At 44.0% G+C, this 26,827-nt stretch carries 25 protein-coding genes; 9 read left to right on the forward strand and 16 right to left on the reverse strand.

From position 1 onward, the window contains the following. Nucleotides 1-100: 100 nt before the first annotated feature. Complete coding sequence (thsA, locus tag E7X57_RS09420; protein WP_135612719.1) at nt 101-1,720, forward strand: thermosome subunit alpha; 1,620 nt, start codon at nt 101-103, stop codon at nt 1,718-1,720. Nucleotides 1,721-1,750: 30 nt separating this feature from the next. Here the strand turns inward: thsA and E7X57_RS09425 are convergent, their stop codons facing one another. The 6 genes from E7X57_RS09425 to E7X57_RS09450 form a co-directional block, all read right to left on the reverse strand. Next, complete coding sequence (locus tag E7X57_RS09425) at nt 1,751-2,332, reverse strand: DUF2119 domain-containing protein (protein WP_135612720.1); 582 nt, start codon at nt 2,330-2,332, stop codon at nt 1,751-1,753. Nucleotides 2,333-2,358: 26 nt separating this feature from the next. Continuing rightward, nucleotides 2,359-3,036, reverse strand: coding sequence for a S4 domain-containing protein (locus E7X57_RS09430; protein ID WP_135612721.1), 678 nt, complete (start codon nt 3,034-3,036; stop codon nt 2,359-2,361). A gap of 65 nt (nt 3,037-3,101) precedes the next feature. Then, nucleotides 3,102-4,196, reverse strand: coding sequence for an NADH:flavin oxidoreductase (locus E7X57_RS09435; RefSeq protein WP_135612722.1), 1,095 nt, complete (start codon nt 4,194-4,196; stop codon nt 3,102-3,104). A 165-nt stretch (nt 4,197-4,361) separates the two neighbouring features. Further along, nucleotides 4,362-5,069, reverse strand: coding sequence for a cytochrome c biogenesis protein (locus E7X57_RS09440; RefSeq protein WP_135612723.1), 708 nt, complete (start codon nt 5,067-5,069; stop codon nt 4,362-4,364). Between the two features lie 62 nt (nt 5,070-5,131). Further along, entirely contained in the window at nt 5,132-5,806 is a 675-nt protein-coding gene (locus E7X57_RS09445) for a heme exporter protein CcmB (RefSeq protein ID WP_135612724.1), read from the reverse strand. Nucleotides 5,807-5,819: 13 nt separating this feature from the next. Continuing rightward, nucleotides 5,820-6,548: an ABC transporter ATP-binding protein gene (locus E7X57_RS09450; protein ID WP_135612725.1), complete on the reverse strand. Its 729-nt coding sequence runs from the start codon at nt 6,546-6,548 to the stop codon at nt 5,820-5,822. A 155-nt stretch (nt 6,549-6,703) separates the two neighbouring features. Between E7X57_RS09450 and E7X57_RS09455 the strand changes: the two genes are divergently transcribed. Next, the gene (locus tag E7X57_RS09455) at nt 6,704-7,612 is read left to right on the forward strand and encodes a TIGR00269 family protein (RefSeq protein ID WP_135612726.1); all 909 of its coding nucleotides are present in this window, start codon (nt 6,704-6,706) and stop codon (nt 7,610-7,612) included. 91 nt (nt 7,613-7,703) lie between these two features. On the opposite strand, the gene E7X57_RS09460 is transcribed toward E7X57_RS09455, so the two are convergent. Continuing rightward, a complete protein-coding gene (locus tag E7X57_RS09460) occupies nt 7,704-8,609 on the reverse strand; it encodes a hypothetical protein (RefSeq protein ID WP_135612727.1) in 906 nt (301 codons plus the stop codon). Between the two features lie 135 nt (nt 8,610-8,744). Here E7X57_RS09460 and E7X57_RS09465 point away from each other — a divergent pair, with 135 nt between their 5' ends. Beyond that, nucleotides 8,745-9,200, forward strand: coding sequence for a DUF523 domain-containing protein (locus E7X57_RS09465; RefSeq protein ID WP_135612728.1), 456 nt, complete (start codon nt 8,745-8,747; stop codon nt 9,198-9,200). Between the two features lie 74 nt (nt 9,201-9,274). Here the strand turns inward: E7X57_RS09465 and E7X57_RS09470 are convergent, their stop codons facing one another. Together E7X57_RS09470 and E7X57_RS09475 are read right to left on the reverse strand one after the other, a co-directional pair. Then, nucleotides 9,275-9,904: a class I SAM-dependent methyltransferase gene (locus E7X57_RS09470; RefSeq protein WP_135612729.1), complete on the reverse strand. Its 630-nt coding sequence runs from the start codon at nt 9,902-9,904 to the stop codon at nt 9,275-9,277. A gap of 225 nt (nt 9,905-10,129) precedes the next feature. Then, nucleotides 10,130-12,148, reverse strand: a complete 2,019-nt coding sequence (locus E7X57_RS09475) for a sodium-translocating pyrophosphatase (protein ID WP_135612730.1) — start codon at nt 12,146-12,148, stop codon at nt 10,130-10,132. 333 nt (nt 12,149-12,481) lie between these two features. Between E7X57_RS09475 and E7X57_RS09480 the strand changes: the two genes are divergently transcribed. Further along, the gene (locus E7X57_RS09480) at nt 12,482-12,880 is read left to right on the forward strand and encodes a hypothetical protein (RefSeq protein ID WP_135612731.1); all 399 of its coding nucleotides are present in this window, start codon (nt 12,482-12,484) and stop codon (nt 12,878-12,880) included. Between the two features lie 526 nt (nt 12,881-13,406). Here E7X57_RS09480 and E7X57_RS09485 read toward each other — a convergent pair. From E7X57_RS09485 to E7X57_RS09510, 6 genes are all read right to left on the reverse strand, one after another. Then, nucleotides 13,407-14,093, reverse strand: coding sequence for an ABC transporter ATP-binding protein (locus tag E7X57_RS09485; protein ID WP_135612732.1), 687 nt, complete (start codon nt 14,091-14,093; stop codon nt 13,407-13,409). Continuing rightward, entirely contained in the window at nt 14,078-15,010 is a 933-nt protein-coding gene (locus E7X57_RS09490; protein ID WP_135612733.1) for an ABC transporter ATP-binding protein, read from the reverse strand. Before E7X57_RS09490 ends, E7X57_RS09485 begins: the two co-directional genes overlap by 16 nt. Further along, nucleotides 15,010-15,864, reverse strand: a complete 855-nt coding sequence (locus tag E7X57_RS09495) for an ABC transporter permease (protein WP_244603665.1) — start codon at nt 15,862-15,864, stop codon at nt 15,010-15,012. Before E7X57_RS09495 ends, E7X57_RS09490 begins: the two co-directional genes overlap by 1 nt. Nucleotides 15,865-15,905: 41 nt before the next feature. Beyond that, nucleotides 15,906-16,850, reverse strand: coding sequence for an ABC transporter permease (locus E7X57_RS09500; RefSeq protein ID WP_135612734.1), 945 nt, complete (start codon nt 16,848-16,850; stop codon nt 15,906-15,908). A gap of 66 nt (nt 16,851-16,916) precedes the next feature. After that, a complete protein-coding gene (locus E7X57_RS09505) occupies nt 16,917-18,512 on the reverse strand; it encodes an ABC transporter substrate-binding protein (protein WP_244603666.1) in 1,596 nt (531 codons plus the stop codon). Nucleotides 18,513-18,526: 14 nt separating this feature from the next. Then, nucleotides 18,527-19,288: a class I SAM-dependent methyltransferase gene (locus E7X57_RS09510; protein ID WP_135612735.1), complete on the reverse strand. Its 762-nt coding sequence runs from the start codon at nt 19,286-19,288 to the stop codon at nt 18,527-18,529. Nucleotides 19,289-19,604: 316 nt separating this feature from the next. Here E7X57_RS09510 and acs point away from each other — a divergent pair, with 316 nt between their 5' ends. From acs to E7X57_RS09530, 4 genes are all read left to right on the forward strand, one after another. Next, complete coding sequence (acs, locus tag E7X57_RS09515) at nt 19,605-21,551, forward strand: acetate--CoA ligase (RefSeq protein WP_135612736.1); 1,947 nt, start codon at nt 19,605-19,607, stop codon at nt 21,549-21,551. A gap of 53 nt (nt 21,552-21,604) precedes the next feature. Further along, complete coding sequence (gene pyrF / locus E7X57_RS09520) at nt 21,605-22,252, forward strand: orotidine-5'-phosphate decarboxylase (RefSeq protein WP_135612737.1); 648 nt, start codon at nt 21,605-21,607, stop codon at nt 22,250-22,252. Nucleotides 22,253-22,483: 231 nt separating this feature from the next. Then, nucleotides 22,484-23,521 (forward strand): adenosylcobinamide amidohydrolase, encoded by a 1,038-nt coding sequence (locus E7X57_RS09525; RefSeq protein ID WP_244603667.1) that lies wholly within the window; start codon nt 22,484-22,486, stop codon nt 23,519-23,521. A 120-nt stretch (nt 23,522-23,641) separates the two neighbouring features. Beyond that, nucleotides 23,642-24,505, forward strand: a complete 864-nt coding sequence (locus tag E7X57_RS09530; RefSeq protein WP_135612739.1) for an HD domain-containing protein — start codon at nt 23,642-23,644, stop codon at nt 24,503-24,505. A 47-nt stretch (nt 24,506-24,552) separates the two neighbouring features. On the opposite strand, the gene E7X57_RS09535 is transcribed toward E7X57_RS09530, so the two are convergent. Beyond that, nucleotides 24,553-25,062 (reverse strand): DUF6141 family protein, encoded by a 510-nt coding sequence (locus E7X57_RS09535; protein ID WP_135612740.1) that lies wholly within the window; start codon nt 25,060-25,062, stop codon nt 24,553-24,555. Between the two features lie 250 nt (nt 25,063-25,312). Between E7X57_RS09535 and E7X57_RS09540 the strand changes: the two genes are divergently transcribed. Beyond that, the gene (locus E7X57_RS09540; protein ID WP_244603668.1) at nt 25,313-26,329 is read left to right on the forward strand and encodes a tripartite tricarboxylate transporter permease; all 1,017 of its coding nucleotides are present in this window, start codon (nt 25,313-25,315) and stop codon (nt 26,327-26,329) included. Nucleotides 26,330-26,827 lie beyond the last annotated feature (498 nt).

Consider the following 26,827-nt stretch of genomic DNA (forward strand, 5'->3'; position numbering starts at 1 on the left):
TCGCAACGTTTTTATAGAACCATACACAGTTAGTTTCAATCAATATTAGTAAAATCACTATACCAGTTCATATATTAGATCATCAGGAGGTTCATATCCAATGGTAGGTCAGCCAGCAATTATAACAGATCCAAGGAAAGAACATACGCAGGGCAAGCAGGCTCTCTTCGCGAACATCGGTGCAGCAAAAGCAGTTGCAAATATCGTAAAAACAACACTTGGTCCAAAAGGAATGGACAAGATGCTTGTGAATGCGGTCGGAGATATTGTACTCACCAACGACGGTGCAATGATCCTTAAGGGTATGGAGATCGAGAACCCAACTGCAAAAATGATAGTGGAAATCGCAAAGACACAGGAAGACATTGCAGGCGATGGTACCACCAGTGCAGCTGTCCTTGCAGGATCACTTCTTGAAAAGGCAGAAGAATTGGTCATTTCCGGAGTTCACCCTACAGTAATAATCAAAGGTTTCCTGGCAGCTTCAGGTAAAGCTTCAGAAATTCTTGACAACTATGCCATAGATGTCACAAAAGAGAACAAGGATGTCCTTTTAAAGATCGCAAAGACCGCAATAGCAGGTAAATCCGCAGAAGCTTACGGCGATCATATTGCACAATTATGTGTAGACGCAGCACTGGAAGTCGCAGTTAATGGAAAGGTCAATGTAAAGGAAAACATCCTTATCACACAGGACCCTGGCCACAAGATCAGTGATACCGAGCTTCTTGAAGGTATCATCATCAACAAAGCACGCCTTCATTCTGCAATGCCAGCGATCGTCGAGAACCCAAAGATCGCACTTCTGGCTTCAGACGTTCTAGTTCAGAAAACAAAGAACAAAGCAACTTTCCAGATCAATTCTGCAGAACAGTTGACACAGTTCGCTGCACAGGAAGAAGCAGATTATGAAAAGATGCTCGACACGATCATAGACACCGGTGCTACTGTAGTGATCGGAACAAAGAACATCGACCAGTATGCTGCAGACTATTTCCAGAAAAAGGGAATATTTGCTATCAGACGTGTCAATGAAGAAGACATGAAGAGCATCACAAAAGCAACAGGTGCACACATCGTCAAGAACATCACTGACATCACCGAAAAGGACCTTGGAAGTGCAGGCATCATTGAACAGATCGGAGCATTCGACCTCGGTAAGATCTATATCAGGGAATGCCACAACTCAAAGACTGTAACCCTTCTGCTTAAAGGCGCTACCGAGCACGTCACTGACAACCTCGAACGTACGGTTGACGATGCATTACAGGTGATCAAGAACGTTATTGAAGATGAAAAGATCGTTCCTGGTGGCGGTGCATCCGAGATAGAAGTTGCACAGGGACTCCGCACCTTTGCAGCCAGTTTCGGCGGTCGTGAACAGCTTGCCATTACAGCATTTGCAGAAGCAATGGAAGCAATACCAAGAGAAATTGCAGTCAATGCAGGAATGGATGGTATTGACACGATCCTCGCACTTCGTGCAAAGCACGGTGAGATCAAGAACGCAGGTCTTGATGTTTACACAGGCGACATCAGCGACTCTCTCGAAAAGGGAATCGTCGATCCACTCAGGGTAAAGAAACAGGCTATCAAGTCAGCTTCAGAAGTTGCCAACATGGTACTTCGTGTCGACGACATGCTCAAAGCACAGAGAAGAGAAATGATGGATGTTAACCCGGAGCACAACATTCACAACTACGACGCTCTCGGATTATAATTCGATATTAAATGGATTGTAAGGGAAACCTTACAACCCATAGAACTTTTTATAATCTTCTATTGCTTTTTTTGCTACTTCCGGATACCTTTCCATCATATATCCGATGAAACCGTCCCTTGAATTACAATCCTTAATGATATCGAGCATTCCTGAAACAAATTTCTGTGACTGCAGGCTACCTTTTTCAATCTCGAATGTCAGGCACAGAGCTTCCACAGGAAAATGTTCTCTTCGAATATTAGGCGATACAGATCCCATAAGCACCCCCTTTTCAAGAGAGCTGAAACCGGGAACACCAACATTGCTTAACCTGTCTTTAGAGACCAGTTTGCAAAAATTCTCTTTAGAATAGGAATGAAGTTCAACGTAGATGTCCGGCCTGTACTCCTTGACAACATCAACAATAACTTTTCCGATCCCGGAATAATAATCCCTGTCAAGTGTGGAGATATATTTCCCCCTGTTAACTACCGGCAGGATCGCCAGAGTACCTGAAAAAGGATGTTTGAGGTTTAGCAGGACAGATGAAGTATCTCTCCATTCAGAACCATGAAGACCTGAAACAAAAAGCCGGAAAGGCCGCCCCTTTCCATATAACTTCAAAAGCATTGCCAACCTTTCCCTGATGAACGGATTTATTCCATATCTTCCTGAATACCTGTTTTCTGGCCAACTACATATATCTCCTGCTTATGAGATTCCAGAACGTCCAGGATCTCGATACCAAGCTCTTCCATTCTGTCAAGCACCGGACTCCTGTCAAGTTTCTTTGACATCTTTATGACCTGAAGAACCTTGCCTCCATCCTTTAGCAGAGGAAGTACTCTTTCAAGAGCTGCCAATGAATCCATTGGTTCCAGGGTCATATCGCTCAGAATTATGTCAACCGGGTCCTCTGAAAGCTCCTCAAGAGGAACACTAAAAACATCATCAAAAGTTACAGATACATTCTCGTTCTCATGAGCAAGCTGACCGAGTTCTGACCTGAAATCATGGCTGAACTCCAGACCACTTATCTTGCCAGCGATATCTGATGCGAAAGTGATGAAACCGCCTGCACTTGACCCAAGGTCAATGATGCTGTCACCTTCTTTGATAAGACCTGTTTCTTCCTGTATCCCCTTTAACTTGAAATACCCTTTTGGCATATCGAGACCTTCATCAACCTCGATAGTATCATCTATAGAAACATCTTTTGAGGCTTTTGTTACAACATTACCATCTATCCTCACGTGACCACCTTTGATGGCCTGTTTGGAACGAGCACGTGACTTGAAATGACCCATTTCAACAAGATATGTATCCAGTCTCATGAATTAATGAAGGCAAAGAAACTATAAATAGATACGACCAACCAACCAAAAATTTAAAAAAGGGATTAAGCGGAATCGCCAAAATCATAATTGCAGCGAATTCCGTTGTGATCGAAACATCTGTTGCAGGACACACACCTTACCCGGTCAGATATGCCATCCCTTAACTTTACCACGAGATCAGGCTCGCTTATGAACGGCCTGCTGAACGAGACCATGTCTGCATATCCATTTAACATAGATTCCATTACCTTCTTTGACCTGATACCCCCAACCAGTATGACCGGGATACTTACGGTATCGCTTATCATCTTTGAGTAACGTCTGAAGTATGCCTCTTTTTCCTCAGAATCAATATTCGGCTGGGACATCACATCCCCTGCTTCAAATATGCCACCACTTACTTCAATAGCACAGATCCCGGCCTTCTCGAGAAGGCTTGCGATCTCCACGCATTCCGGAGCATCAAGCCCGAATTTACCTGAAGTAATGTCAAACCCATCCGTAGCGTTCAGCTTCACCATGATCGGGAAATCCTCGCCAATTCTCTCACGAATAAGCCTTGTGATCTCTGTTATAATTCTGGTACGATTCTCAACAGAACCACCCCATTTGTCGGTCCTGTGGTTCGTATAAGGAGATATGAAACTGCTCAAAAGGAAACCATGTGCACAATGTATCTGCACACCATCAAAACCTGCCTCCTTTGCACGTCTGGCAGCTTCCACAAAATCCTCGATAGTGTTGAGGATGTCACCCTCCGTCATTTCAACAGGCTTTTTCCCGGATGAAGCATCTTCAACAGCTGAAGGTGCCAGAAGAGGAATTCCCTCCTGTACCACAGACTGACGACCACCATGCACGATCTGTATGAAGATCTTGCTGTCATACTTGTGCACCCTTGATGTGATCTCACTGTAAGGACCGATGAACCTGTCATCGTATATGCCCTGCTGCTTGTCGTTGCTCTTTCCCTGCACATTCACATAGGAATAGCCGGTAATGATCAAACCCACATCATTGCGTGCAAGTTCCTCATACATGTCACCGATGGCAGTAGTAGGGGTGCCATCTTCCTGTGCAAGCCACTCATTGGTAGCTGAACGCACAAAACGGTTCTTTACAGTAAGGTCTGCTATGGAAATTGGTTCGAAAAGCATGCTACCTAATCGACAACTATTCGTTTATATTTTTTGCTAGATGAAGAGGAGAAGAGGAAGGAGGAAGAAAAGAAAGAAGAAAGAGAGAAAATAAGAGGATGAGAAAAAAGGAAGTAGAAAAGAAAGAACATAATGAAAATAGATCAATTAAAGGGAAAAGAACGATCATCTTAGAGATGCTCTTAATGAGCTGATCTCTTCTTCAAGATCCTCATTACCTATCTTGTACGAAACTATAGCTGCGAAAAGAAGTAGGAATGCAACTATGTTCACAAGCAGGGTCAACTGAAGAGATGTACCCTCAAGTCCGCCACCTGAACCGGAAGCAGCCTCTCCGAACATTAAAGGATGAGCTGAACGCCATAGGCGTATGGACAAAAAGCTCAGGGGAACAGAGACAAAACCAAGTATACCAAATACTGCTGCAAGGCGTGCACGTTTATCCGGAGCATCAATTGCCTGACGTAACAACAGGTAAGCTACATAGACAAGGAAAAGTGCAAGGGAAGTAGTAAGACGTGGCTCCCATATCCAGTACCATCCCCATGTTGCCTTTGCCCAGATGGAACCTGTTACCAGTACAAGTAAAGCGAAGATCACACCCACCTCTGCAGCAGAGCGTGAAATAATATCCCATTTGTATTCACCATTCTTCAAATAGAGAACACTGGACACGAAAACAACTGTAAATGCAAGATAGGATGTTATTGCAATGGGCATATGGAAATAGAATATCCTGAAACTGCTGTCCAAGACCTCACCGGACTCGCCTTTCATCTCAGGCAGGTAAAAGAATATCATGCCAATGGCCAGCAACATTGTTGCAGCAGCTACCAATGGCAAGACCTTGCCTGTTAAACTCTTATCCGACATTTGAAGACCTCAATAATATGATTAAATGATGTAGGTAGTACTAACTCTCCGCTATATAAGCCTTAATCCTGTATCACGTATTCAAAGACAAGCTGTCCCACAAGGAAGAAAACAACATCATAAACAAGCAACAACCTCAGCTCCTGTGAGATAACACCCAGAGATGCACCCGAGAGTGCACTACCTGTTGCCATCACCGCAGGTATGAGCACCGGAAGTACCAGTGGCAAGAGCAATACAGGAAGCAGTATCTCACGTGTGCGGGTATTTACCGTCAGTGCTGAGAGTAGTGTGCCCACGCAAACAAAACCGATAGTTCCCAGAGCGATCACCAGACCCGGTAAAAGTAGTCCACCTAGGTTATAGTTGAACAGGATGACGAAGAGAGGGATTGTGATAATTTCCACCATCAGCATCAGGACGATGTTTGCAATGGCTTTTCCTGTATAGATAGCAGACCTGCTCACAGGACAAAGCTTCAAAGCTTCAAGGCAGCCATTTTCCAGTTCTGCTACAAAAGAACGGGAGAGGCCTATCGAACCTGCAAAGATGAATGCTATCCAGAGAACACCCGGAGCGATCATCTCCACATTTTCCGAAGAACCAAGGATCGAGCCGAAGGAAATGCTAAAAATAACGATAACAAGCAGCGAGAAGATCACCATGGAATTAAGCATCTGCTTGGTGCGGAATTCCTCTTTAAGGTCCTTTGCTGCGATGTCAAAGATGCGTATCATTGAAAACTCCCGGTTATATTGAACGATGGCTGCTTACATGAGAAATGTAGATATCTTTTAGCTCTTCTGCTGAACTCACATCAGACATCGGGCTGTCGAATACGATAATACCTTCATCCAGTATCAGGACACGGCTGCACATTTTGAACGTGTTTGTAATATCATGGGTTACCATCACTCTTGTAGTATCCTCAGGATCAAGGTCCTGAAGTACTTTCTCAAATGTCAGGCTTGCATGCTGGTCCAGTCCGGTATATGGCTCATCAAGGAACAAAAGTGCCGGCTCATGTATCAGTGACCTTGCAATGGAAAGGCGCTGTTTCATACCCCTGGAAAAAGTAGCAACCCTGTCATCAGACCTGCCGCTAAGTTCTACCTGCTCCAGAAGTTCATTTATGCGATCTTCGAGATATCCTGCACTTATGCCATACATCTTTCCGAAGAACCGTAAGTTTTCCTCTGCTGTTAGGTCGTTGTACAGATATGTTTCATGGGAGATCATACCGATCATGCTTCTTACTGAAGCCGGGTCTTCTGCAACGTTATGCCCCCTGATCTCAACCGATCCTTCCGAAGGAGAGGAAAGTGTCGACATGATCTTAACAAGAGTTGTTTTGCCTGCCCCATTGGCTCCAAGTATGGCAATGAACTCCCCTTTTTTGATGTCAAGATCAATACCTTTGAGAACAGGAACATTCCCGTAGCTTTTAGAAACATTGCTTAGTGACAGTATGCTATCCATCGCAGTAAGATTACTTTATGTGTAAATTAACGTTTTGATGTGAAACCAACGAAGATGAGCACAATATGGCTACAACAAATATATCCGGCATATCCATTCAAACCCCAAAGTTCTAATATCATCGTTTCTTTTGAGAAGGAAAGGAGCTCTATCCAATGCCCATTAAATGCATGAAATGTAACAAGGATGCCATTATTTTCCAGAAATACTCCGGCATGCACCTTTGCAAGAAACATTTCATTGAAGATGTGGAACGCAAGATCAAGCTGACCATCAGAAAGCAGTACAATGTCGAGAAAGGCGACATCATTGCAGTCGCCCTTAGCGGGGGAAAGGACAGTATTGTCCTGTTACACATACTTCACAAGATATTCAGCAAGAGGCGGGATGTGGAGATCGTTGCGATCACTATTGACGAAGGCATTGAGGGCTACAGGGAAGTTACCCTTGAAAAAGCAAGAAAGCTCACATCCGAACTTGGTATCAGACATATTGTGCGTTCTTTTAAGGATGAATATGACAAAACGCTTGATGAGCTGGTCGCACAGGAGAGAAAACTTGGAGCATGCAGTTACTGTGGTGTCCTGAGAAAATCCCTGATGAACAAGATCGCAAATGAGATCAGTGCTACAAAGCTTGCCACCGGCCACAATCTGGATGATGAGGCTCAGACCATAATGATGAACCACCTCGGCGGCGATGTGGAACGTATGATACGTCTTTCGCCACCACGAGCTCTGGAAGGTCTTGTGCTTCGTGCAAAACCTTTACGCAAGGTTCCTGAGAAAGAGGTCGCTTTGTATGCCATTGTGAACGACCTACCATTCGACATGAGCGAATGCCCGTATGCCCATGAAGCTCTCAGGGGTGAGGTAAGGGACATGATAAACGAATTTGAGGTGAACCATCCCGGAACCAAGTACTCTATTATGAGAGGGTTCGACAAGATGGTAGGAATACTTGGGAGGGAATTCCCACAGGCCAGCCTCACAGATTGCAGGGTTTGTGGCGAGCCATGTACAGCCGAGCTTTGTCAGGCATGCAAGCTTCTTGGGCGAAACTAACTAATTTTGACATCGAATAGCTCTGATAGCTTGATAAAGAATTTTTAAGGATGGAACATTTCAAGGTGGACCATGTTAAGAGCAGTTTATGTTAAGGATATTCCAGCAATTCGCTGATATCATACAGTTCTTTTTCTGACCTGGACATGTAAAGGCGAGTCCACCAGACTGTAATAAGTGGTTGGATCACAGCGAAGGACAGAATGAAACTGATAAAGGCCCAAATCGCCCCTAATGCTTCTATGGTAGACATAACTTCGCTGAGAAGGTTGTTCAGGACAGATATGCTGATCATTACGATGAAAAGCAGGAAAACGTCCAGCTTGTTTTCCATAAAAAAACCGTAGGCTTTTTTAAGGCCTGACATCGGGTCAAGGTTGTCCACTACCAGGCAAAACTCCAGAGGACTGAGCACCAGACCAACTATTATGGCATAAATGACCCACAAGAGAAAACCGAAAAGCAGCATTACACTTGTAATGACAGCATTCTCGGGATTGGACATCAATGTACCAAAGTCGTTCGTGACAAGTGCTCCGGGTACAATAAAAATGACCCCAGCGAGACTTATCAGGAACACCATGATCTTTGCCATGAGCAAGTTGATCACATTATCATTCCCATAACGGAACATGTCGGAAAGAGTTGTGTGCCCGGACTCTGATGCTGCTTTTGCCATTCCAACAGCACCAGCAGTGAAATAGGACTGGATAAATGCCAATACAAGCATTGTAAGAAGACCGAATACTATGACAACACCAATGCTATCACTGAACAGAGGCATTATCATCTCCATTGCTTCTTCCGGAGAAAGGGAAGACGGATCGGATATTTCTGAGACCGAAGGAGCGATGACAAGGAAGGAAAGGATAATGACAGCCATTACCAGAACAAGCATGCTTAGAAGCATGTTAAAGATGAACGGGACAGCTATTCCGAGATTGCGCTTCCATGTTCCAAATCCCTTGTTGAGAACTTTCCCCAGATCTTCATGCATATTTTTTATCTCCTCGAGATAGATTTAAACCGTTTCTGACACTATATAAGTATTACTTAGATCCTACAATAATACCTTAACATTTTATGAAACATGTTAAGAATATTGAATATAGGTTAGTGAGGAGTTCATATCATGCAAGAAAAGAATGGAAAAGAGATACTGGTTATCGGGCATTGCCTGGCAAATGTATATTCCCGACTCAAAGGTATCAAAGCCCCACCTAAAATGGAGATATGCAGCAGGAATGTGATTCAGCTTCCATGTCCTGAAATGATCTATCTTGGCAGTGCCCGCAGGGAGATCACAAAAGACCAGCTGGAAACCCCGAACTACAGACGCTTTTGTCGCTCTCTTTTCGAGCCTTTTGCAGATATGCTCGAGCAATTCTACCAGGAAGGCTATTCTATAAAGATACTAGGAGTTCCAAAGAGCCCCTCATGCGGTGCACAGACCACGACCATAGGAGGACCTGCCGGACGTGTCGATGAATTTGCACACGAGACTGTGGAAGGCTTGGGAGTTTTCTACGAAGAGATAGTGCAGGAACTTGAAGAGAGAGGGGTCTTCTTCGAGATGTGTGATTCATGAGTCATTTTTATCTATATTTTGGATTGGTGGCAGAATAATTGCACAATATATCCAGAGATAAAAAAAGGAACCTGTCACTTCACAGCTCTGATCACAACAAAGGAGCCCTGCCCATGACCTGGCAGCGCAGGTTCTATGTCCTTTATGTCCTTCAGGCCCCTGAAGACCGTCTGGGTGAAAAACAGGTCATCAAAACCGGATGCTTTGAGAAGGGATACGACCTCTTCCACAGAATAGAAAGTTGCCAGGCTATAGAAAACATTATTTGACCTTTTTTCCTGATATGATCTGCCAAGAGGGCTGTTCTTGTCTATAAATCCTATAACAAAGGAACCTCCGGGCATCAGGATCCTGTTCACTTCCCTGAATGCAGATGCAATATCATCCAGAAAACAGATGGTTGTGACCATCAGTGCAAGGTCAAAACTGGAATCTGTAAAAGGAAGTTTTTCAGCTACACCCCGAACAACTTCAATTCCTTTTTTTCGGGAGATATCCAACATGCTAGACGAGGGGTCTATACCTAAATGAATATTCAACGGAGCTGCGAATCTGCCGCTCCCAACACCAACCTCAATTCCTCTTGAAAAGGATGGTACACTAGCTCTTAGTGCCTTCAACTCTGACCCATAGACCTGGATGTTATCCTCGAACCATTTTTCATATCTGGATGTGTACCTTTCAAATGGCATTATATTTGACATGTGAGATACCAGACCTTGTAATTAATAAGAGTAACAGCATGTGAATATTTTGTATGTACCTTTAATAATTAATACTTGATGTCACAATTCATCCACCTTTCCTTCAAATGAACAAGGAGGGTAAAGACCTTATTTACAAAACGATAGCAAAAGAGCCTAAGAAAAAGAATCAGTCCGAAAAAAGAAAAGAGATGATCCGGAAAATTCCGGATCGGTTTTTTAAATTTAGAACAGGCCTTTTCCGATGAACAGGGAAGAGAACAGGATCGCGATCATGTTAACTACCTTGATCAGTGCGTTAAGAGCAGGACCTGATGTGTCCTTGAATGGGTCACCGACTGTGTCACCGACAATTGCTGCCTTGTGAGCATCGGAACCCTTTCCGCCATATTTTCCGTCTTCGATGAGCTTCTTTGCGTTATCCCATGCTCCTCCACCATTGTTCATGGTCATAGCAAGGAGAAGACCTGCAACGATGATACCGATAAGCAATCCACCAAGAGCCTCCGGACCAAGCACGATTCCAACTAAAAGTGGAACGAAGATCGCGAGGATACCTGGAATTGCCATTTCACGGATAGCTGCTGCAGTAACGATGTCTACACACTTACCGTATTCCGGCTTTGCAGTGCCTTCCATGATACCAGGGATCTCCCTGAACTGGCGGCGAACTTCGTTAACAATAGCGAATGCTGCAGTTCCTACTGCCCTCATTGTGACAGCAGTGAACAGGAATGGGAGCAGTGCACCGATAAGGAGACCAACGAGAACAATAGGATTGTCAAGACTGAGTGAACCTGCTTCGAGGTTAACTTTGTGCCTGTAATCTGCGAAAAGTGCCAGTGCACCCAGTGCAGCAGAACCTATTGCGTAACCCTTTGTTACAGCCTTCGTTGTGTTTCCGACTGCATCAAGTTCGTCGGTGATCTTGCGTACTTCCGCAGGCATCTTTGCCATTTCAGCGATACCACCAGCATTGTCGGTGATAGGACCGTATGAGTCAAGAGCCACGATCATACCAGTCGTTGACAACATTGCTGCTGCTGCAATAGCAATACCGTAAACACCCATTGCAGGATCAGTTGCACCGCCTACTACGAAGTAGGATGCAAGGATACCGGCAACGATGATGATAAGTGGAAGTGCTGTACTCTCAAATCCAATAGCGAGACCGGAGATGACATTTGTACCAGCACCGGTTTCGGATGCCTTGGCAATTGTCTTGACCGGACGGAAGCTTGTGGAAGTGTAGTACTCTGTAAATATTACCATCAATACCATTATGACAATACCCACAATGGATGCGTAGTACAATCTAATGTCGCCCATGAGGGAATCGGTCACGAAATAGAATGCGATCAGACTAAGAATTGCTGATACTGCAACACCCTTATAGAGCGCTTTCATTATCTTTCCATCGTTTCCTACTTTCACGAAGAAGATAGAGATAATGGAAGCAAAGATAGCCACTGAACCGAGGATCAATGGGTAAAGGATAGCGTTTGGATATGATTCGATGATCAGGGAACCAAGAAGCATTGATGCGAGGACAGTAACGACATATGTCTCGAACAGATCTGCACCCATTCCAGCACAGTCACCGACATTGTCACCTACGTTGTCAGCAATGACACCAGCATTCCTTGGATCATCCTCAGGAATACCAGCCTCGATCTTACCCACAAGATCAGCACCGACATCGGCAGCCTTTGTGAAGATACCTCCACCGACCCTTGCGAAAAGGCTGATAAGACTTGCACCGAAACCGAATCCGACTACAAGATCAACATCGCCGAAAAGGATGTAGAAACCACTGGTACCCAGCAGTGCAAGACCTACTACTGCAAGTCCTGTTACAGCCCCACCGCGGAATGCGACGGACATTGCTTCCTGCAAGCTTTTTGAAGCTGCGTGTGCTGTCCTGACATTAGCCCTGACAGATACGTTCATTCCAACATATCCAGCAAGTGCGGATGCAGCTGCACCAACGATGAATCCGATTGCGATCTTGCCACTGTCATCTCCCAGAAGGAAGAACATAAGCGCAGCAAGAATAATTGCTACTACAGCTACGGTCTTATACTGACGGTTCAGATAAGCCATAGCACCCTCCTGGATCGCAAGTGATATCTCCTGCATCTCCTTTGTACCGGTTCCTTCTTTCAGGACACGGGAAGCAAAGAATGCAGCAAATACCAAGCTTACAATACCTGCCAGAGGGGCAAGGTAAATTAAACTCTCCATAATCATACTCCTCTTTGTTTAGATCTAATTTTTGATCAATATGATATTATTATAATAGTAACCACATACAAATCCATTAAGGATCGCTTTGTTTACTTATATATTAATGCTAAAAGCAGGTTGAAATAGAACACACTAAATATGAATGTATCGATTGGAAAATGTTAAACTGTTGTGAACTAAGATCGATTTGTACAATTCTGGCTGTTTTAAGTCCAATTATATTCATTCTTCCAAAGAAAATGCGTTAGTAATATCTACATGTAGCACAATCCTGTTAATATGAAAGTGCTTTCTTTTCTTGTATTATTCATATTATTTTCCTCTGTTTCGATGCCTGCGTTAGCACAGGAAGTCGAAGAAGAAAATGATTTCATGCATTTTGACAGGATGGTCATGCGCTTTGATGAAACGAATGCATATGTGACAGTGACCTATGACCTTGACATGTTCGCCAGGGTGTACGTTCTGGCATTCGGCACACGTCACCTTGAATCGTCCTTCGAGAATATATTTTCGGAATATGAAGAAGCAGAAATAGAAGAGATCGGTTACGATACTGCAGTTATTACGCTAAAGGATGTTTCCAGGTCAAGTGAAAGTTACTATCTTCACGACGGTCAGGAACTGGGAACCAGCATTCATTCCCTTCAGGTTATATATCCCGGCGGAACTTCAAAGACACTCACAGATGTTACGAAAACACCAAATATATTCTATGTAAAGAATTGAGATGGTTAGCCCGATACATCTAAAGTACTATTGTATTGCATAGCCATAGGTAATCGTACCATATCCTGAATATTCCTTAAAAGATAATTGGCCTTAAGATATGAATTGATCAGTAGCCTTATTAGAAGTGGGTTTATTATAAAAATATCATGATTAATGATGGCATATATATACGATCGAGATAGTATATTAATTAGAGCGTAGGCTTTCCATACGTACCACCACACCCCCCTACCAGGTGATCCCCAATCATGTTCTTGCCTGCGCTTCCCCTCACCTGGTAATCTTTAAGTTTCTAATGGAAGATGGAACATAATCTAAAAATAGAATGGCAGAGAGCTTCTTAATAAGCCCTGGTTTTCCTAAAGGAATCTTCTTTATCCTGGTGCAGGAGGATTAACTCCACTAATATGTTTGCGATCTAACCTACACAAATATTTATTAGCACAGATTTTTGTTAAACGTTCCAACACCCACACATATATCCATCTTATAGCAGTACCAATTCTAAGATTTCATGATGAAATTACACTTTTTCTATTCTTGTTATTATTCCATTCTCCAGATAAGCTATCCTGTTGCATACTTTCCTCAGGACATCAATGTCATGGGATATCAGAAGGTACGAGATGCCCCTTTCCTGCTGAATTTTCTCCATAATTTTCAACACCTGTGCCTGCACCGAAACATCCAGCATAGAAGTGGGTTCATCAGCCACAATGAACTCCGGATTGATAGAAAGAATGCGAGCCAGCACAATTCTCTGGATCTCACCACCACTAAGATGTGCAGGATAGCGTTTCAGATGCTCACTTCTCAACCCCACCATATCAAGCAACTCGTCAACCTTATCCGAAAGGGAAGAACTGTCATAACAACCGTGAATTTTCATGGGTTCAACAAGGCTATCAAGCGCCTTAAGCCTTGGATTCAAGGAAATTTCCGGATGCTGGAAGATCATCTGAATCTTTGGACGCACACTTTTTCTCTCTCTACGGCCCATGGTAAGAAAATCATTCCCTTCAAAAAGTATTTCACCCGAATCCGGTTTTTCCAGACCCACGATACACCTGCCGACCGTTGTCTTACCTGAACCACTACTTCCGAAAAGTCCCAGAGTCTCCCCTTTTTCAACATCAAGATCAAGGCCATTAAGTACCCTGTGGCCTTCGAACGTTTTGACAAGATTATTTACAGTCAATAAAGATGACATTTGACAATCCCTCCATCAATTATTTTGATCTCCGGATGGTCAATATGACACCTATCCGAACATGAGCTACACCTTCCGGAAAAAAGACAACCTTCGGGAAGATCGATCCTGCTGGGAGTCTGACCCTCCAGAGGTACAAGACCATTGCGTGGCAGGGCATTCAAAAGACCCTTTGTATAGGGATGGGAAGGATTTCGTAATACTTTTGCAGCTGATCCGATCTCCACAATTTCCCCTGCATACATCACCGCAACTCTGTCACATATCTCCAGCGCAAAATCAAGATCATGAGTAATTACAAGCATGGAACTTCCATGATCGTTCTTCACATGACTGAAAAGATCGACAGACCCTGCCCTTGAACGTGAATCAAGCCCCTTTGTAGGTTCATCAGCAATGAGAAGTTCAGGGCTATAAGAAAGGCACATCGCTGCCAAAAGCCTTTGCTTCATGCCTCCTGAAAGTTCATGAGGATAATTTTCAAGGATCCCGGAAGGATCTTTGAGAAACATCTCTTTCATCATCTGGAGTGCTACCTTTAAACCCTCCTTTTTGTCAATCCCCATAACTTCAAAGACTTCACTTACCTGTATCCTGTTTTTAAGTAAAGGATTTAGGGAACCAGAGGGATTCTGAGGGATCAACGAAATCTTTTTGCCCCGGATCTGTCTCATCTGGCTGTTACTCCGGGAAAGGACATCTACTCCGCCAAAAAATATGTCCCCTTTCACGGTAGCATTGGAAGGAAGCAAACGTAAAATAGCCTGCCCTATAACAGATTTACCTGAACCACTTTCACCTATGATCCCAAAGGTTTCACCTTTTTTTACTTCAAAAGAAACGTTATTTACCGCTTTTACAGTTCCGTTCTCAGTCACGAAGCCCACACTAAGGTTACTTACATTAAGAATAGCCATCAGAAATCATCACCTCTTTCATTGGGGTCAAGAATATCCCGCAAGCCTTCACCGATTATACTGAAAATTATAACAACCAGTGTAATTGTAAGGCCCGGGAATATTGTCTGGTAGGGAGAGGTCCGCATAAACTCCTTCCCTGCACTTAGCATGGCACCCCATTCAGGGATATCTGTAGGGAGACCTATACCAAGAAAATTAAGAGCTGCAATGGAAAGAATTACATGACCTATATCTATTGTTGCAAGGACAAAGACCGTTGCAATGGAGTTTGGAATCAGGTGCCTTCTCATGATATGGAAGTCACCCGCACCAATGGTCTTTGCCGATAATACGTATTCGTTCTCTTTTATAGAAAGCACCTGCCCCCGCATAAGACGGGCGTATTTGGCCCAGTGGACTACAGACAAAGCAAGGATGAGGTTAGATACGCTGCTTCCCAGAAAACCCATTATAGCCAGAGCAAAAATTATGCCGGGGAACGATAGGAACACATCTATCAGGCGGGAAAGGCCCTCATCGACAAAACCCCCATAATATCCGGAAATGCAGCCAATACCAATTCCTATGATAAGAGAGATGGCGGTTACTCCGGCTGAGATGGAAAGGGAAGTAGTCGTTCCTGCAACCAGCCTGTCAAAAATATCCCTGCCAAGGTAATCTGTCCCCAGTAGATGTTGCTGTGATGGGGCAAGGTTCTTATTTTTAAGGTCAATGGCGTTGGGATCTGATGAAGATAACAAGGGATTAAAAACCGCAACCATCACTAATGCCACAAGCAATACCATGGCCAGGGTCATGTCTTTTCTTCGGAGGATTTTTCCTGTAATGCCGCCTTTTTCCTTAAACTGCAACCAAAAATCCCTTTTTTGTGAAAAATTAAAAACCAATTGGATCACCTATACTTTATTCTCGGGTCAAGGTAGACATAAATCAGGTCAACCACGAAATTTACAACAAGGAACAGGAACACTATTACTATGATACATGCCTGCACCACCGGCAGATCACGTGCAAATATAGAGTCCACAAGCAAACTGCCGATTCCGGGCCATGCAAACACTTTTTCTATTACTACGGACCCACCTAGCATTGACCCCATCTGGAAACCAAGTACTGTAACCACCGGCAAGATGGAATTCTTTAGAGCATGCCTGCTTATGATCTTGTTTACAGGCAATCCTTTTGCAGTTGCAAACTTTATGTAATCCTCTCCGAGTGTTTCAAGCATGCTTGTCCTTGTCACCCTCATTATGGATGCAAGGGAGTGAATGGAGAGGGCAAGTGAGGGCAGTATCAGGTTTTCAATACTTCCATATCCTGCAACGGGTACTAACTTCAGGTAAACCGAAAATAACAGGATCAATATCAAACCAATCCAAAACCCGGGCATTGAAACTCCAAAAAGTGTAAGAAAACGCAGCAGGTGATCTGCGAACCTGTTTTCCCGCAATGCCGCATATATACCCAGTGAAACGCCCCCAATAACTGCAATCGTCATGCTTGATAATGCAAGAATTATGGTCGCAGGAAGCCGTAGCATTAAGAGGTGTAGCACGGGTTTGTGGTAGACAAAAGATGTCCCCAGGTCACCTTCAAGAAAACCGCTTTTTATCCATTCAATGAACTGAATGTAGAGAGGGGCATTGAGATTGTAACGATCTGAGATCTGTGCCAGCTGTTCTTCGGTAGCAGATTCCTCAAGACCTATGAACGTGTGTTTCAATATCAGTTCAGACGTCCCGCCGGGTATTACGTTCATGAGGAAAAATGTCAACGCAATTACTGCAAAAAGGGTAATGAGCACAAAAGCCATTCTTTTGAGAACATATCTATACATTATGACACATCCATCCCAATATAAAAAGGAAGGAGAAGGCTTATACCCTCTCCTGACGGAGGACTTTCATTCTTCAATATACATCCCTGCATTGATACTGTAATCGTGTGCGGTAGGGTCGAAGACATAGCCTTTCACCGAATCTTTCTTAACTATGGCACAGCCGTAGTAAGCGATCAGGATCTTTGGTTGCTCTTCATACACGATCTCTTCAACTTCGTTGAATTTCTGGTACCTCAGGTCACGGTCTTTAATGGTCTTTGCTTCTTCCACCAGTGCATCAACTTCCGGATTTGAGTATCCGGGAGCGTTGTCAGGTCCATCGGTCGTGTACCAGTTACCCATGACATATTCCGGATCAGGCACCATTGCAATATTATAGGCTGCAAGGACGAGGTCCCAGTCACCATTTTCCCTTTTATCAGATATTGCACCCCATTCAAGTACCTGGGATGAAACAGAGATTCCTGCTTCCTTGAGCTGGGCAGCAATTGCTTCAGACATAGGAGGAAGTCCGGGTCTTGCAGCATAGGTTAGCAGCTCAAGTTCAAGGGGCTGCCCGTTCTTGTCGCGAATACCGTCTCCGTCTGTATCTGTCCAGCCGGCTTGTGTAAGCAGCTCATCTGCTTTCTCAAGGTTCTGTTCATATGGCTTCAGGTCCTTGTTAGCCCAGCTCATTGAAGGTAAGAAAGGACCGGCAGCCGGGGCACCTACATTGTAAAGCACGTGTTCTACAATATCTTCTCTGTTTATTGCATACGATATTGCCTGCCTTACCCTTACATCAGCCAGAGCTTCATCTTCAAGGTTGGCATCCATCTTGTAAACCCGGGGAGTGGAATATTTTTCCACACTGAGCCCCTCTATGGCATCTATGCGGTCTGTTTCACTGTATGGCACATCAACTGTAAAATCGAGTTCCCCATTTTCGATAGCCATCGCCCTTGTGTTGGGATCAGGCATACCTTTTAGCACCAGCTTTTCAAGACCGACATCTCCGCCCCACCAGTATTCATTTCTTACAACTGTAAGTACGCGTGTTTGCTCATTGAAAGATTCAAAGGAATAAGGGCCGGTTCCCACGGGTTTGACAAAATTGCCATTCTCATCTATCGAGCTTTCACTAATGATCGAGGTATCGGGATAATGAAGAATACCTGCAAGGATGGGGTTTATTTCTTTTGTTTTTATCTCAAGTGTATAATCATCAACAACATTGATCGAATCAATATTCAGCATTGATTCTACCCTGAGATTTTCAGCCATAGTTCTTTCCAGGGAATACTTCACGTCCTCAGCTGCCATTGTAGATCCATCATGGAATTTTACACCTTTCCTGAGATCAAAGATCCAGGTTAGATCATCCACCTGTTCCCAGGAGGTCGCAAGTACCGGTTTAAGTGAGAAGTCAGGATTTGCACCCACAAGGGTTTCAGTTACAGCTGCTTTTTCACAAATTACAGTACCTGCGGATGCGGGATCGATATTTTCAATGTCCCACATTTCCCCCAGTACAAGCGTTTGCCCCGCAACTGAAGGATTTTCAATAGCTTTTTCACCACTCTCAACAGATCGTTCATTGCTGCTGATACACCCTGACATAAAGACAGGAACTGCAAGCAGTGACATTATCAACAGTATCGACAGAAATCTATTTTTCATTCGAATTCTCCTTTTCATTTTTTACCGTGAATTAGGTAATAGTCATAATTGTAGCAAATCCGCTGCCTGAAAGGCATGTATTTCTTCTGGATATCACGAATGTGTCGAAGATTTACACAAGTTATTTTCCCGAATCCCGCTGAATCAAGATAGCCATGTGCTCTCTCAGAAGGAGTCCCACCCACATTTGGAAGATGTTCTTTGATCTGTTCAGAATAATAATGCTCCCAGGGATTTTTGCGTTCAAGCAACATTGTTGCAACGTTGCTTATGAATCTCCGTGTTCTTGTATCAAGAGACCTGTCATCCCATACACCATCAACTATCACAGCGTGCCCACCTTCTTTCAGGATACTTTGCCATGAACTCAAAGCACGTTCGGGATTTGGAAGTGTCCACAAAAGATGTCTGTTGAAAACAACATCAAATGACCCTTCTTCAAAAGAAGGATTTTCCGCATCGCCTTTTAGAAAAGTTATATCGAGCCCTTTGGATTGTGCCTTTAATTTTCCCTTTTCCATCATCTTTTCAGACAGGTCAATGCCTGTTACGTGATGACCCATCTGTGATAAGAGAATGCTCAACTCACCTGTACCACAACCAACGTCAAGGATCTCAAGCTTACCTTTTGGAAAATTGTTTTTGAACAGCTTTTTCCATGCTTCCGCTTCCATCTCACTTTTGATGGCGTGACCATGATGTGAATCATAGGTCTGTGAGGATATGTCCCATTTTCCGGCAATTTCATCCTTAACACTTTTTTCAGTAAACGTCATACTAGGTAGTAATCTATTATTGTATTAATAATTTTTGTTTTCGTAACACTTATGTTGAGCATATATTTTAAAAATAATACCCAATACGTTATAAGTAAATAAAAATATTAAGTCGAATGAAGTAGAAAAGATGCAAAATGCCTTAATAAAGCATTATTTTTGAGCACTGGAACAAAAATGATTCATGCCAGGATATTGGAAAGTGCATAAAGTCCATATATTCATCAAAAAAATATTTTTGACCACTACATATATTACCTAATTAATCGTTATAATTACTAAACAGTCTTAGATAATCCACAGGTCTTGTTAACAAATGACAGAAACAATCGAATCTTTACTTAAGGAACAGAAAAAGTACTATCCACCGGAAGAGTTTGTCAGGCAGGCTAACATTAAGGACCCCCTGATATATGAAAAAGCGGAAGAGGATTTTGAAGGATTCTGGGAAGAACTCGCCTACAACATCGACTGGTTCAAAGAATGGGATACTGTCCTTGACTGGGAACCGCCTCATGCAAAGTGGTTCACCGGTGCAAAACTGAATGCATCCTACAACTGTCTGGACCGCCATATTTCAAAACACGGAGACAAGACAGCCCTTATATGGGAAGGAGAGATGGAGAATTCAGAGACCTACACATATAAAGAATTACTTGATGAAACTGCTCGTTTTGCTGCAGCATTAAAAGAAATGGGAGTAAAGAAAGGCGACGTTGTGACGATCTACCTGCCCATGATACCCGAAGCAGTTATATCCATGCTGGCATGCGCCAGAATAGGTGCGCCCCACAGCGTTGTTTTTGCAGGATTCTCCGCAGAAGCTCTTGCGCAACGTGTGACTGATGCGAATAGCCGGTATGTCATTACATGTGATGGTTATTTCCACAAAGGTAAACTGGTGGAACAGAAAGAAAAGGCCGACATCGGACTTGAGAATACTACATGTGTGGAAAAGGTCGTTGTGACCAACCATGCTGCCAACTCCATCGCCATGAAAGAGGACAGGGATATCTGGTGGGATGAACTTATCCGAAATGTTGATTCCGAATGTGAACCTGAACATATGGATGCCGAAGACATATTGTTCCTTATGTATACAAGCGGTACAACAGGCAAACCAAAAGGTGTTGTTCATACTACCGGCGGCTATATGGTAGGCACGAATGTTACCTCCCGGTGGATATTCGACCTGAAGGACGACGATATCTTCTGGTGTACTGCCGATGTTGGATGGATAACAGGACATTCATATCTTGTGTATGGCCCTCTCTCAAACGGAGCGACCATTGTAATGCACGAAGGTGCACCTGACTATCCTGGCAAAGACAGGTTCTGGGATATCGTGGAAAAATACAGCGTGACTATCTTCTACACAGCACCTACTGCAATACGGACCTTCATGAAGTGGGGAGATGACATTCCCGCAAAACATGACCTCTCATCCCTGCGCCTGCTTGGAAGTGTCGGCGAACCTATCAACCCGAAGGCATGGTTATGGTACTATGAGATCATCGGCAACTCCAACTGTCCCATTGTGGATACCTGGTGGCAGACCGAAACAGGCATGATCATGATAAGTCCGCTACCCGGACTCACAACCATGAAACCAGGCACTGCGACCAGACCATTCCCCGGAATAAAGGCTTCTGTCCTTGATGAGGAAGGAAATGAAGTTCCTGAAGGTGAAGGCGGATACCTTGCTATTGAAAGACCGTGGCCGAGTATGATCAGGACGATCAACGGGGACGAACAGAGATTCCTTGATACTTACTGGAGCAAGTGGGGTACAGATCGATATCTTGCAGGCGATGGTGCACGCAGGGACAAGGACGGGTACTTCTGGGTACTCGGACGTCTGGACGATGTTATCAAGGTTTCCGGACACAGGCTCGGTACAATGGAGATCGAAAGTTCACTCGTATCCCACCCGGCAGTTGCAGAAGCTGCTGTTGATGGAAAAACAGATGAGATCAAGGGAGAGGTAGTCGTAGCTTATGTGATCCTTGAATCAGATGCAAAAGCCTCTGATGAACTTAAGCAGGAATTAAAGGAACATGTTGTGGACGAGATAGGAGCTATAGCCCGTCCAAAACAGATAATCTTCACAGATGACCTTCCAAAGACAAGAAGTGGTAAGATCATGAGGCGTGTCCTGAAAGCAATTACTAATGATACGGAGGTAGGAGATATTACAACCCTCCAGAACCCTGCTGTGGTCGAGGAACTTAAAAGAAAGGTTAATGAGCTAAGGGAACATTGAAGCCGTTAGTATAAACTTATACTTGTTCCAAAACCAGGATACAGGAGATGCCTATGGAAAAGAGAAATTGCTTGATTCTTGCCCTTGACGTTACAGACAGGGAAAATGCCCTGCGTATTGCTAATGAAGTATCTGAATATGTGGATTCCATTAAGGTAGGATATCCACTTGTACTTGGAGAAGGGCTGGGCATCGTTAAAGAATTAGCCGAGATTGCGCCTGTTATTGCGGATTTTAAAGTTGCTGACATCCCCAACACTGACCGCCTTATTTGCGAACAGGTATTCAAAGCCGGAGCTGATGCGGTCATTACACACGGATTTACAGGTCGTGACAGCCTGGACTCCTGTGTAAAGGTGGCAGAAGAATATGGCAGGGACGTCTACGTTGTAACTGAAATGAGCCACCCCGGCGGTGTAGAGTTCTTCCGCCCTGTTGCAGAGACCATTGCGCAGATGGCCGCAGATGCCGGAGCTACAGGTGTTGTCGCACCAGCCACAAGACCTGAAAGGGTAAGGGATATCCGCAAGATCATCGGTCATGATCTGCATATAATCTCACCTGGCGTGGGTGCACAGGGTGGCAGTGCTGCCGATGTCATCAATGCAGGTGCTGACTGGGTGATCGTAGGACGTAGTATCTATAACTCAGATTCTCCTGCTGATGCTGCCATGAAGATATGCAATGATATGAAATGCTGATCTGTTATCTCGCCTGTGATGATGAACTTTTCTGAGCAATGATGAACCCTATGAGTACTGAGGCGAGACTGAACATTCAGAAATAATTAATATTTTTTTGGAAACTGCTAATAATATATAACAGAGATAAGCAATTACTGAAATTGTTACACGAAAGGTAGTGGTCAGACGGAACGCAAAATACTTTTTGAAACCTCTGCAGGAGAACTTGCATACCTGCAGGACAATTCTTTGGTAGTAAAGCTTCCCAAAGGAAGAAGAACACTCACAACTTCGTGGCTCAACGGAGGATACAGTGAGGAGCTGGAAGCAGTCTTCAATCATATGATACCACACCGAAGTCACGGTGCTGGCGACCTTGAGGGCGGAAGTGTTCCCGAATACTTAAGGATAGTTGCAGGCGGGCTTGGACTTGAACCCGACAAGGTATCAGGGATGCTTACAACAGCAAGAATGGAGAATGCTGTTGTTGTTTCTGATTCGTTCAGGGGTCTTGAGGTCACAGCAATTATAACCGGAGGAGTTGAAATAAACGGTGGCCGTGCCGGAGATCCTTCATCGTACTATCAGGAAGACGAAAGGTTCGAACCAGTTGGCGGTACGATAAACATCATTCTTTTAATAGGAGCAGACCTGCCCGCATATTCAATGGCAAGGGCATTGATGACCGCAACCGAAGCAAAGAGTGCAGCATTGCAGCAGCTTATGGCACCCAGCCGTTATTCAAGCGGAATAGCAACAGGAACAGGAACTGATATGATAACTGTTGTTGCAAACCCTAACAGTCCGCTAAAGCTTACAGATTCCGGAAAACATTCCAGACTAGGTGAACTTATTGGAAAATGTGTTCTTAAAGCCGTTACAAAAGCTGTTGGGATCCAATCGGACATAAACCCGATCACCCAGCGTGATATGCTGGTAAGACTTGACCGTTTCGGGATCGATGAAGCAAGATACTGGAAAGTGGCATCAACCCTGGAAGGTGAGAACAGGAAACCCGGATTCATAGAGCAGCTTCGTAAGATATCACGAAATCCGGCACTTGTGGCTGCAACTGTTTCCGTGCTCCACATCATAGATGAAGTATCGTGGGGGCTCATTCCGGAAAATGCCGGCAGGAAAGCTGCTTTTGCGATCATGAGAGAACTACCGAAAGTGATGGAAATGGGTCTTGAGATCCCTGCAGATGAACTTTTGAATGAGTATGATAGCATTCTTGATAACTGGATAGTTATCACTTCATGGATCGTGAAGAATAACATTTCCTGATCTTATCAGGGAGATCTGTTTGGTCAATAGTAGCTCAGGCTTTATCTATACGAAACCTTTATCCATAGAATACCATCCAGTATAACAAAAAACAGATACATAGAATATGGAGTCCTTATCATGAAAATACGCGAGCTTATAATCCAGCACTGTGACAATACTGAGAAAAAAGGAAATGGCATTCTGATCCATACGGGACAGTCTGCCGAGCCTATAGAAACTCCCGAACTGTTCAAGTATCTGGATTTCCTGTCTGATGAACCTTCCAGGAAGATCTGGCAAAGCGATGATTACAGGATGATACTAACAGAGATCGATGGGAAGATTACCGTCTACGAACATGTGAGACTATCAAACTACAGGATACAGTTACTTGATCTCCAGGAAGAATACGGAGAAAAGCAGGAAAGCGACCTGGCGGAACTTGCAGATGTATTCTCTTTCGTTAGCTATGAACACAGAAATGATACAAGGAAATCAGGAGTTCCATATGTATCTCATCTATTGGACGTAGCATCCATACTGATCAAAGAGAATGCACCACCGGAACTTATTTTTGCAGGATTGCTCCATGACATTGTTGAGGATACGGACGTTGACCTTGTGACCATAAGAAAAAGATATGGACCGGTAGTCGGCGATTATGTGGAAGCGGTTACCGAACCTGAAGAGCTCAGGCAAGCTGTTGGAGGAGACAAAGCACAGACCTGGAAAGAAAGGAAACAGTACACCATCAAAAGGATAAGCAGGTCAAGTAGCGAGATCAGACTCCTTTCATGTGCAGACAAGCTTGCCAATATCAGGGACCTCATCAACGATATAAAGCATGAAGGTGATGATTTCTGGAGCAAGTTCAATGCACCAAAGAGTGAGCAGGAATGGTATTATCGCTCAATGCTCGACGTTTTTGCCACCGGTCCGCAGAATATCGCAGATACACGTGTATACCGTGATTATAAGGATTGTGTGGATGATCTGTTCTGACCAGCCTCATTAAAAAAAATAGACTTTTTTTATGCCAGGCTGCCGTTTCAGGCAGTTCTGGCACCTTGATCCATTGCCATGAGCAATTCGTGGACCTTTTGTGAACCGATGAGCAGATGCTTTCCGTTCCTGAATTCCAGCATGATGCCATCATTCCCACTTATGTTGTAAGCCTTACCATTTCTTCCATAACGTATGCCCCAGCCACCGTAATCCCGAAGTGCACTGTAATGCACTGCTTTATAGCTGCCAATGTCAGTGTAGCTGAATTTTTTGAATGAGAGATGGAATGGGAAGAAACGAACATAAACTCCGTCACTACGCACCTCAATCACCAGTTTCATAGAAAAGATGAATAATGGGAACAGGAAACCAAAGATTATCGTAAGAATTGTCATGGTGGTATCCGAAGCAGGGTTATCGCCGAAAGGCTGACCTAAAACCAGTTGCTGGTAAGCTCCATAGAGTGACATAACTGCGGGAATAAGTACCAGCGAGGTTATCCAGAATTGCCTGAACTTCTGCACTTCCCTGAATTTCGGACTGTTATTAAGCATATTAATTACCGAATTTGACGATATATGTTTTACAATTTCTAAATATAGTCAATTGCATAAATATTTGTTGTATAATAGAGGCGAGGGTGAACAAAAGAATCCTAAAGGACTGCTTAACTAAAATATTTCAAGCCTAATAAAAACAAGAAATTCTTATATCGAAACACACCGACTAAGAGCAAAAACCTTCGACCAGACGGATACAAGAAATTGCACCGATTCTGAAAAACGATACTTAGAAGGAACTCAAATGCCCTCTGACATTACCATTCCAATGTTGCTACTGTCAGTTCTCATCGGATATGCCCTCGGTATATTCTCAGGACTTGTACCGGGAATACACACGAACAACTTTGCCCTGATGCTGGTAGCACTCTCCCCCATGCTCATGGACAGCGGCATCCCGCCAACCTATATAGCCATAGCCATCCTGGCAAACTCCCTGTCCCATACATTTCATGACATAATCCCCGCAGTATATCTTGGAGCACCAAATGACGACATGGCGCTGGCAGTTCTTCCCGGACACAGGCTGCTGCTCGAGGGTTTCGGCTCGGAGGCCATACGCCTCTCAGCGCTGGGAAGCGCAGGTTCAGTTGCATTCTCACTAATAATTGCAGTTCCCCTTGCATTTGCTTTCAGCAAGATATACCCGACACTCCAGAATTATCTCGGATTACTCCTCCTGCTGATCTCCATAAGCCTGATACTGAGCGAAAAAGGTGAATACATCATCAACCAGGGTTCCCTTGTAAAGTACAAGTACAAAGCCTACGCACTCATCCTCTTCGTTCTGACCGGAATTCTCGGTCTGTTCGCTTTCAGGATGGAAGCTTCAATGCATCCCCTGATCGATTTCGGCTCCCCATCAATACTCCTCCCGCTTCTCAGCGGACTTTTCGGTGCATCCCAGTTGCTCATCAGTCTGTTGTCAGGCTCACACATCCCACCCCAGAGATATTCAAGGATCGAGCTGCCTGCTAAAAGGATCATCAGAGGAGTGATCACCGGCAGTGCAGCCGGCTCTATAGTGGCCTGGCTACCGGGAATATCATCATCCATTGCAGCAGTACTTGCAAGACTCTTCATCAGAAGCGATTTTGAAAGGACGAAAGACAGCAAGGATAGGGAAAAGAAGGATGAAGATGCCTGTGAAGGATACTACCGCTATGACGATGATGAATTCTACCGGGATGAGACCATGGAAAGCTCAAAGGAATTCATCGTTTCGGTTTCCGGTGTCAACACAGCCAACGTCGTGTTATAATTAGTCCTAATAATATGAGTAAAAAGCTGTTAATCATGACCATAAACAGCATTAAGTTAGGAATTAATATATTATATGGGTGGGAGGAAGCTTGTAGGACTTCGAAGGGGCTCTTTACCCCCGGTTACCCTGAAGTCCTTTCAGTATCCATTTGCACTTCCCCAAGTGACTCCCGCCTCACAAAAACCTCTTTTTTGATTATGAGATCTTGAACCAATAGCCGTATTTACTCTCGAACCCTTCTATTATATGGGAGGAGGAGCGAACGAGTTTTTGTCAAGTAAGCATAGCTATGGCTTGACACCCATTCCCAAGAAAACAATACCCACCCCGCTTCTGCTCCCACATCGTAACACATTTTAACTTTGAAAACAATATATTATATGGGTGTGGGAGCTGCAGAAACGAGGCGAGTTTGGGGAAGACTTGTGGGGACAAGAATGCTGCTAAACGGTAGTATTCTTGAATAAATGACTCCCATGCCCATCGTTAATGTAA

It is taken from the genome of Methanococcoides sp. AM1, assembly GCF_900774055.1.
Taxonomy (GTDB): domain Archaea; phylum Halobacteriota; class Methanosarcinia; order Methanosarcinales; family Methanosarcinaceae; genus Methanococcoides.